This window comes from Streptomyces sp. CBMA156 (genome assembly GCF_014596515.1).
Lineage (GTDB): Bacteria > Actinomycetota > Actinomycetes > Streptomycetales > Streptomycetaceae > Kitasatospora.
Map to the genome: position 1 here is coordinate 1 of NZ_MSJQ01000299.1, position 6,510 is coordinate 6,510.

Annotated in this window: 8 protein-coding genes and 2 pseudogenes; 5 read left to right on the forward strand and 5 right to left on the reverse strand. The window is 72.7% G+C overall.

All coding sequences use genetic code 11. The annotated features are described in order from the left end of the window. On the reverse strand, positions 1–237 hold a 237-nt coding region (locus BU198_RS26310), incomplete at its 3' end, for a hypothetical protein (RefSeq protein ID WP_188299363.1). Between the two features lie 183 nt (positions 238–420). Here BU198_RS26310 and BU198_RS26315 point away from each other — a divergent pair. The 3 genes and pseudogenes from BU198_RS26315 to BU198_RS26320 form a co-directional block, all read left to right on the forward strand. Next, positions 421–1,035, forward strand: a complete 615-nt coding sequence (locus BU198_RS26315; RefSeq protein WP_188299364.1) for a YceI family protein — start codon at positions 421–423, stop codon at positions 1,033–1,035. Positions 1,036–1,255: 220 nt separating this feature from the next. Then, positions 1,256–1,411: pseudogene (locus BU198_RS42580) on the forward strand (Appr-1-p processing protein); the annotation flags it as partial. A 177-nt stretch (positions 1,412–1,588) separates the two neighbouring features. Further along, positions 1,589–1,939, forward strand: a pseudogene (locus BU198_RS26320) (Appr-1-p processing protein); the annotation flags it as partial. Positions 1,940–2,069: 130 nt separating this feature from the next. Here BU198_RS26320 and BU198_RS26325 read toward each other — a convergent pair. Next, entirely contained in the window at positions 2,070–2,648 is a 579-nt protein-coding gene (locus BU198_RS26325; RefSeq protein ID WP_188299365.1) for a GNAT family N-acetyltransferase, read from the reverse strand. Positions 2,649–2,828: 180 nt separating this feature from the next. Here BU198_RS26325 and BU198_RS26330 point away from each other — a divergent pair, with 180 nt between their 5' ends. After that, on the forward strand, positions 2,829–3,647 hold the full coding sequence (locus BU198_RS26330) for a TetR/AcrR family transcriptional regulator (protein ID WP_317620327.1): 819 nt from the start codon (positions 2,829–2,831) through the stop codon (positions 3,645–3,647). Positions 3,648–3,708: 61 nt separating this feature from the next. On the opposite strand, the gene BU198_RS26335 is transcribed toward BU198_RS26330, so the two are convergent. Continuing rightward, complete coding sequence (locus BU198_RS26335) at positions 3,709–4,989, reverse strand: GNAT family N-acetyltransferase (protein ID WP_188299366.1); 1,281 nt, start codon at positions 4,987–4,989, stop codon at positions 3,709–3,711. 40 nt (positions 4,990–5,029) lie between these two features. Further along, a complete protein-coding gene (locus tag BU198_RS26340) occupies positions 5,030–5,551 on the reverse strand; it encodes a GNAT family N-acetyltransferase (protein WP_188299367.1) in 522 nt (173 codons plus the stop codon). Positions 5,552–5,674: 123 nt separating this feature from the next. On the opposite strand from BU198_RS26340, the gene BU198_RS26345 reads away from it, so the two are divergent. After that, entirely contained in the window at positions 5,675–5,998 is a 324-nt protein-coding gene (locus BU198_RS26345) for a hypothetical protein (RefSeq protein WP_188299368.1), read from the forward strand. A gap of 70 nt (positions 5,999–6,068) precedes the next feature. On the opposite strand, the gene BU198_RS26350 is transcribed toward BU198_RS26345, so the two are convergent. Next, a partial coding sequence (locus BU198_RS26350; RefSeq protein ID WP_223244957.1) for a C40 family peptidase occupies positions 6,069–6,510 on the reverse strand: 442 nt, incomplete at its 5' end.

Here is a 6,510-nt window from a genome sequence, read left to right on the forward strand (position 1 = left end):
GTCGCCGGCTCCGACGCCCCTGCGGACGCCGAGGAGGACGACGCCCTGGACGCTGCGATCGAGGCGGACGACGCCCTGGACGCCGCGGCCGAGGCGGACGACGCCGTGGACGCCGTGACCGAGGCGCGGGGCGGGCCGGCCGGGGCGCGGTGCGGCGGCGCCGGGGTGGGCGCGGGCGTCCTCGGCCCAGAGCGCCAGCCGCCCGTCCGCCTGCCAGAGCGCGTGCAGGACGAACATCGGGGGCCTTCCGGGCGGGGTGGAACCGTCCCTCGCAGCCTAACCGGGAGGGCCGACAGGGCCGCTCCGCTGAGCCGTCCGGGGGATGCCCGGGACTTGTGGTTGAAAGTTGAACGAAACTGTCCTACGCTGGAGCCAACAAGTTGAAGCCTAAACAAATGGCTTCGAACCAAGGAGGAAGCCATGGGCCTGTTCAACCGCACCAAGACCGTCACCACCCCCGCCGCGGCCGCCGTCCGGACCCCGGCCGGCCCGGACCTCGCCCACCTGACCGGCGACTGGGCGATCGACCACACCCACAGCGAGATCGGCTTCTCGGTGCGCCACGCGATGGTCACCAACGTCAAGGGCCGCTTCACCGAGTACGACGGCAAGCTGCACCTGGACGGGACCCACCCGGGCAACTCCTCGGCCGAGCTGGTGATCAAGGTCGCGAGCGTCGACACCAACCAGGCCCAGCGCGACGAGCACCTGCGCACCGGCGACTTCTTCGCCGCCGAGACCCACCCCGAGATCCGCTTCCGCAGCACCACCGCCGAGCTGGTCCACGGCGACTCGTACCGGATGACCGGCGACCTCACCATCAAGGGCACCACCCGCCCGGTCGTGCTGGACCTGGAGTACACCGGCAGCGCCACCGACGCGTACGGCGCCGACCGGGTCGGCTTCGAGGGCAAGGCCGTCGTCGACCGCACCGAGTTCGGCCTGACCTACAACGCGGCGCTGGAGACCGGCGGCGTGCTGATCGGCGAGAAGGTCAAGCTCAGCTTCGACATCTCCGCCGTCAAGGCCGCCTGAGCCCGCCCCCACGAGCACCGCCCCTGCCCATCCCCCCTGGGCAGGGGCGGTTCCGCGTTCCCGTGCGGGAGCGGTGCCCGCCCTGCGCGAGCGGCGCGGGCGGCGGACGGCGCGTCAGCGGGCGTGTCCGGGCGGGGCTCCGGGCGTGTCCGGGGGTGCGCCGGGCGGGGCGCCGGAAAATGGCGAGCCGATTGTCAGTGGCACCCTCTAACGTCGAGGCATGGGGGAAATCACCTACGTCCGAGGCGATGCCACCACGCCCCAGGGCAAGGGCGTGAAGGTGATCGCGCACGTCTGCAACGATCTCGGCGGCTGGGGCAGGGGCTTCGTGCTCGCGCTCTCCAGACGCTGGCCCGAGCCCGAGGCCGCGTATCGACTTGGGCCTGTCTTCGGACTCCCGTCGTCCGCTCGGAGAGCGGGCGGGGCGGCGTTGGGGTGCGTGCATCGCAAGGCGGAGGAGGGAGCCACTGCGGTGGGGGCACCTCCCGGCCGCCAGGCTGGGGGCCATTGGCGACCGACGACAACGCGGCGAGGTGCGTGCCCCGGCGTCGCCCCGCAGGCGGGAGTCCGAAGACAGGCCCATGGGTACCGGGAGCGGGCGAAGAACGACTTCGGCCTGGGCGCCGTCCAGTTGGTGCCGGTCGCTCCGCACCTCTGGGTGGCCAACCTGGTCGGCCAGCGCGGCATCAGGAGCGGCCGCTCCACCGGGGTGCCGGTGCGCTACGAGGCGATCGACACCGGGCTGGCCGCACTCGGCGGGCACGCGCTCCGGCTCGGCGCGTCCGTCCACATGCCGCGGATCGGCTGCGGACTGGCGGGCGGGCGCTGGGAGAAGGTCGAGCCGCTGGTCACCGGCCGGCTGGCGGACCGGGGTGTCCCGGTGACCATCTACGACTTCGACTGACCGGACGCCCCGGCCCCGGCCACGACTTCCACCACGTTCACCACGTCCACCAGTCCGGCCACCGCCGCCACTTCGACCACGTTCACCGGTTCGGCCACCCTGGCCGCCTCGGCTACGTCGACCGCTTCGACTACTTCGACCGATCCACCGGCTCCGGCCGGTCGGATCCGGGCGCCACGCGCCCGGCCGGCCAGGCGTACACGTACTCGGGCAGCAGGAACCCACCGGGGAACTCCCCCTCCTGCGCCCGGACCCGCTCGGCGCCCTCGCGCTCGTAGAAGGCGATCGCGCGGGTGTTGTCCCGCAGCACCTCCAGGAAGAGTTCGGCCCCGGGGTGCCGCTCGGCGACACGGGTGCGGGCCGCCGCCAGCAGCTCACGGCCTATGCCGCCACCGGTCAGGCCGGGACGCACGTGCAGGTTGTCGATCAGCACCCCACCGTCCGGCTGCGGGACGAGGTAGATGAACCCGACCGTCACGCCTGCCCGTTCCGCCACCAGGAGCTCGGGCACGTTCTCCGGCTCGCCGTAGTCGGCGTCCAGGCGCAGCTCCCACAGCTCGCGCCGCTGGGCGGCCATCCCGTCGCCCAGCCCCTCCTCCGGGACGATCCCCCGGTAGGCGGTACGCCAACTGTCAGCATGCAGTTCGGCGATGGACCCGGCGTCCTGCACTCCGCCGCGTCGGATGACGGTCTGCCCTGAACTGATCATGTGACCAGCCTCCCACAGAGATGGAGTTGAACATGTTCAACCGACGCGCCTACAATCCTGTCCAGCCTTTGAACGCGTTCGAAAAATGGGGGGCCACCGTGGCACCGGGTGTGGAGGGGACATCCGGTGGCACGAACACCGACACCGGATGGAACGTCGTCTCCGGCTAGGCTCGTCCCCGTGGACGACCTGGCAGCGACGAACCGAGCGGACGGCGAGAACGGCACGGCCGAGGCTTCGGCCGTGCCCGGACCGGAGGGCGGTCCCGGCCCGGACGGCGGGCCCCTGCCCGGCGGCCGGGCACAGCCGAAGACCGACAAGAGCGAGGCGACTCGGGCGCTGATCCTGGAGACGGCCATGCGGCTGTTCCAGGAACGCGGCTACGAGAAGACCACCATGCGCGCGATCGCCACCGAGGCGGGCGTCTCGGTGGGCAACGCGTACTACTACTTCTCGGCGAAGGAATTCCTGATCCAGGGGTTCTACGACCGGATGACCTACGACCACGCGGCAGACGCCAAGCGCCGCATGGCCCACACCCGGGACTTCTCCGAGCGGTTGCAGATCGCGCTCACCTCCTGGCTCGACACGGCCGCGCCGTACCACGAGTTCTCCGCGCAGTTCTTCCGCACCGCCGCCGACCCGACCAGCTCCCTGAGCCCGTTCTCCAACGAGTCCCACCCGGCCAGGGCGACCGCGGTCGAGCTGTTCCGCGAGGTGCTCCAGGGTTCGGAGCTGGCACCCAAGCTGGATGCCGAACTGGTCGACCTGCTGCCGGACGTGCTCTGGCTGTACCTGATGATCGTGGTGCTCTACTGGGTCTTCGACCGCACCCCGGACACCGAGCGGACCAGGGAGTTCGTCCGGCGTTCGACGCCGCTCACGGCCCGGGTGATCAACCTGTCCCGCTACCGGGTCTTCCGGCCGATCGTCCGCGACGCCAAGGGCCTGATCCAGGACTTCATCCTGCCCACCATCGGCAAGGCGGCGGTCAAGTAGCGCCCAACGGCATGCGGAAGGCCGACCCGATCGCGGGCCGGCCTTCTTCATGGCGCCGGGCTCAGAACTCGGTCGGCGTCCAGGCCCGCACCGGGGTGCGGAGCAGCAGGTCGGCGGCGGCGGCCGCGCCCGGGCGCAGCTCGGTGACCAGGCCGGCCGCGGCGAGCCGGGGCGCCGTCTCACCGCCCAGGTAGAGCGAGCCCAACTCCGAGGCGCCGAGCGCCAGGTCGGCGTCGTCCGTGGTCCGGGCGCAGCGCCCGGTGCCGTCCTCGGCCACCTCCAGCGCCCAACGGCCCGAGGCGTAGCCCAGCTTGTCGTCGACCTCCAGCACCACCCGGCCGGGGGCGCCGTAGCTCCGGGCGCCGAACGCGGCCTCGACGTCCAGCAGCCGCAGCCACACGATGTCCCCGTTGTCCTCGTGCGGGGTGGCCGCGCGCGGGTCCTGGAGCAGCAGCGGCAGCGGGTCGTCCGGGCTGAGGTTGCGCACCTCGACCCGGGCCACCCAGTCCACCGACAGCACCAGGCGCCAGAGTTCGACGGAGGTGGGCAGGTCGAGGGCGATGAACTCGTCCACGGTGAGCTTGCCGTCGGGGTAGGCGCCGTCCCACTTGGCGTCGATCCGGTAGACCACCAGCCCGGTGACCACGTCGGCGGCGTCCCGGTGGACGGCGGCGAACGGCTCCTTGAACTCGTTGCCGGGCGTTTGGACCTCTCCGACGGTGCGCTCCCACCAGAGCGAGTCGCGGTCGATCGCGCCCGGCTGGGTGCGGCGCCAGCGGTCGTACAGCTCCGCTCCCTGCTCGCGCAGCTCCGCCATGGTCACGAAGTCGATCCGGCCGCCGGGGACGCCCGGCAGGCCGTCGCGCAGACCACGGGTGCGGCGCAGCTCGATGTTCCGGCCGCCGCCGTGGGTGGCCGGGCCGAAGCCGAACCGGCCGTAGATGTTGTACTCGGCGGCGGCCAGGATCGCGACCGCGCTGCCGCGCTCGGCGGCGGCCGCGAGGTCCCGGCGCATCATCGCGCTGAGCAGGCCGCGGCGGCGGTGGGTGGAGCTGACCGTGACGTTGGTGATGGCGTCGGCCGGCACGACGGCCCCGCCGGGGACGGTCAGTTCGGCGTCGAAGCTGCGGAAGGTGGCGATCTGGCGCTCGCCGTCGAAGCCGGCCAGCATCCGGCCCGGCGTCCACAGCCGGCGGCGCAGATCCCCCGAGGCTGGCACGTGGGGGCGCAGGAAGCCGAAGTTGAGCGCCCGGCCCCACTCCGCCACCTCGTCCACCGAGACGGCCCGGATCCGGAGTCCGCTCACGCTGTCCACGGCCGTGTGATCGATGCTGTTGCCCATGGGGCCACCGTACGGCGGCCCTCCCGGGGCGGCATCCGATTTATTCCGTGCCCGACCCGACGTGCTCGCCCGGCACCACCACCCAGCAGTTGGTGCGCAGGACGCGGTCCGCGAAGTCGAGGTCCCGCTCACCGAGCAGCCGGAAGCCGAGCGCCCGGCAGATCCCGTTGGACGGTCCGTTGGTGGTCCCCGGGTTGGCGTGCACCTCGCCCCAGCGGCCGTCCGCGGCGGCGGCGTCCAGCACCAGGCGGACCGCCGCCTTGGCGAGACCGCGGCCCTGGTACCCGGGCAGCACCATCCAGCCGATCTCGGAGACCGTCACGCCGTCCTCCTCGTCCGACCAGAGCGTGACGGCGCCCACCGCCTCGTCGTCCTCGGCGCCGTCCGGCACGATCATCCTGATCCAGGCGCCGTCCGCGTCGGTCAGGGCGAGGTCCTTGCGCAGCCGCGCCTCCACCGTCTCCCGGGGCAGCGGGCCGCCCAGTTCGGCCATCATCACCGGGTCGCAGCGCATCCGGACGTACGCCTCAAGGTCCCCCGCCCGAACATCCCGCAGTCGCATGACGCCTCCTCAGTGCCGGTCCGAGCGGACACGGTAGCGCGGCCCGCCGACAGTGGCCCCGGGCGGCCCGACCTGGCATCCTCGTGCCGGTTCAGATACGGACGATCCGCTTCGGGGGGAACCATGGAGGACGAGTACGTCCGCGCGTCGAAGGAGTACGAGGGCCGGGCGCTGGCGGCGAAGCTGGTCGGCGGGCTGACCGTGGCCGGCTGGCTCTGGGCGCTCGGGCTGGTCCTCGTCCCGGCCGCGGGGCTCTGCGGCTCACCGGCCTTCTACCAGCCGACCGGCTTCCACATGGCGGAGGTCTGCGACTCCGAGGTGATCGGCCGGATCGGCGGCGCGGTCGCCGTCTTCCTGGCGACGATCCCGCTCGGTGCCCTCTGGGCCTGGACCGTGGTGCGGCTGCGCGACAGCCGTACCGTCGTGTCCGCCCTGGCCGGCCGGTAGCCGACCGCCCCGCCCCGGGCGGTCGAAGCAGCCGCCCGGCTCGAGGGCCCGCGGAGCGTTCCGGAGTGCCTTAGGGGCGGGCGTAGAAGTTCGGGGTTCCCATGATCCAGAGGCTGGCCTGCTTGACCGGCATGCCGGCCCGCGGGGCCTCGATCATCTGGTCGTCGCCGATGTAGAGCCCGACGTGGTGGATGTCGGCGGCCCGCCCGGTGGCCGTCCAGAAGACCAGGTCACCGGGGCGCAGCTGGCGGTAGCCGATCGGGGTGCTCTGGGCGTACTGGTCGGCGGCGAAGTGATTGAGCCGCCGGCCGCCCTCGCGCCAGGCCATCATGGTCAGCCCGGAGCAGTCGTAGCCGCCCGGGCCCTCGCCGCCCCAGACGTAGGGCAGGCCGATCTTGGACCTGGCGAAGGCGATCGCGGCGGCCGCGCCCTCGGCGGACCACGGGCGGGCGAGCGGCGGCGGGGCCTGGGCCTGCGTCTGGGCCTGCACTTGGGCCTGGGCCTGGGCCTGC

Bases quoted from the DNA above. Each gene is read 5' to 3' on its own strand.
- BU198_RS26340 (WP_188299367.1), bottom strand. From the start codon at position 5,551: ATGCGACTGCGGGATGTTCGGGCGGGGGACCTTGAGGCGTACGTCCGG.
- BU198_RS26335 (WP_188299366.1), bottom strand. From the start codon at position 4,989: ATGGGCAACAGCATCGATCACACGGCCGTGGACAGCGTGAGCGGACTC.
- BU198_RS26325 (WP_188299365.1), bottom strand. From the start codon at position 2,648: ATGATCAGTTCAGGGCAGACCGTCATCCGACGCGGCGGAGTGCAGGAC.
- BU198_RS26315 (WP_188299364.1), top strand. From the start codon at position 421: ATGGGCCTGTTCAACCGCACCAAGACCGTCACCACCCCCGCCGCGGCC.
- BU198_RS26345 (WP_188299368.1), top strand. From the start codon at position 5,675: ATGGAGGACGAGTACGTCCGCGCGTCGAAGGAGTACGAGGGCCGGGCG.